Annotated in this window: 1 protein-coding gene; it reads right to left on the bottom strand. The window is 33.6% G+C overall.

Annotated features, from left to right (window positions below; translation table 11 throughout):
- Positions 1-2: 2 nt before the first annotated feature.
- On the bottom strand, positions 3-1328 hold a 1326-nt coding region (locus DW721_RS15835; RefSeq protein WP_118746312.1), incomplete at its 5' end, for an AAA family ATPase.

Here is a 1328-nt window from a genome sequence, read left to right as displayed (position 1 = left end):
TTCTACCTACCATCTATTAATACTTCCTTACCTTTAAATGCGAAACCATAATGATATATGTTTTCCTCTTTCACACCTCTTTTGATAAGCTCTGCATCATAATCTTTTTCTTTTATCTGTCTTAATGCATTTTCTACTGTTTCCTCTAATGTATCTTCTTTCTTTTGATTAAATACTTTAAACTCTATCACAATACCCGGTAATTTTTCATTGTTTTTGTCTATCGGTTCGAGCATTATGTCATATCTTCCGAAACCACTCTCCCTATTTGAACTTAGAATGTAATTATCTACCTGGTCGACCATCAGTCCGAGCACAAGCCCATGGTAAAAACGCTCCGGTTCTTCGTCAGATGGAGTTTTTCCTGTATCAAAATAACTTATCACTCCCCTTGTAACTCTGTTCATGTATTCATTCATGCTTTCAATGTCACCTGAAAGCATTGCATTTATAAATTCATTATATGGAACATCTGCTCCTCCAAACCACCTTTCTATCATTGTCCCAAACATTTGCTCTACTTCATAGTTCGTCAGCTTTAAACTATATATTTTTTTATTTAACCGTCCTTCTGTGCGAAATTCCTCTATGCGAAGATAACCACTTGCAAGCAGCAGACTCCAAACGGCATCCTTATTTGTTTTTAGTTGTTCAAACACTATCTGCTCGTCAATATTTTTTTCAACGGTGCCACCTGCCATCAATGTTTCCATCGTATTTTTTATCTCTGCTGAGCCAGTTCTTATAAGCTCATTTACCAATCTGTTTGAACTTGAATCCGCCCAATATGTTTCGTATTTTTTAAATTTAAGATAATTGATTATCGACCACGGATTATAAATATCTTTCTTATCTCCAAATGTAAATCCGTCATACCACTCTTTTACTTTTTCTTTCTCATCTGAAATTCCCTGTTCGTCAAGTGCAGTAAATACCTCTTCCTCAGTGAAGCCAAATGCAGTATTGTACTGATTTGATGTTGTAGTAATAACTACGAGATTATTTAAATCAGAAAAAATGCTCTCTTTAGAGACACGGGTTATTCCTGTCATTATCCCTCGTTCAAGATAAGGATTTGTCTTAAATGTTAAATTAAAAAGACTTCTGGTAAATGCTACAAGTTCATCCCAATATCCATTTACATATGCTTCCTGCATTGGTGTGTCGTATTCATCAAGAATAATTATAACTTTTTTTCCATAATAACGGCTTAAGTAGTTTGATAAATCATTTATTGCTTTCTGTGCTATTTCATCACTCATATCAGGCCATACTGATTTAAATTGTATTTTTTCATTGTTATTATATAAATCACTTTTCATTATATA

The organism is Clostridium sp. AM27-31LB (assembly GCF_003480745.1).
Taxonomy (GTDB): Bacteria; Bacillota; Clostridia; order Lachnospirales; family Lachnospiraceae; genus Butyribacter; species Butyribacter intestini.
Note: the sequence above shows the minus strand (reverse complement) of the source record. Positions and strands in the feature narration are given on the sequence as shown.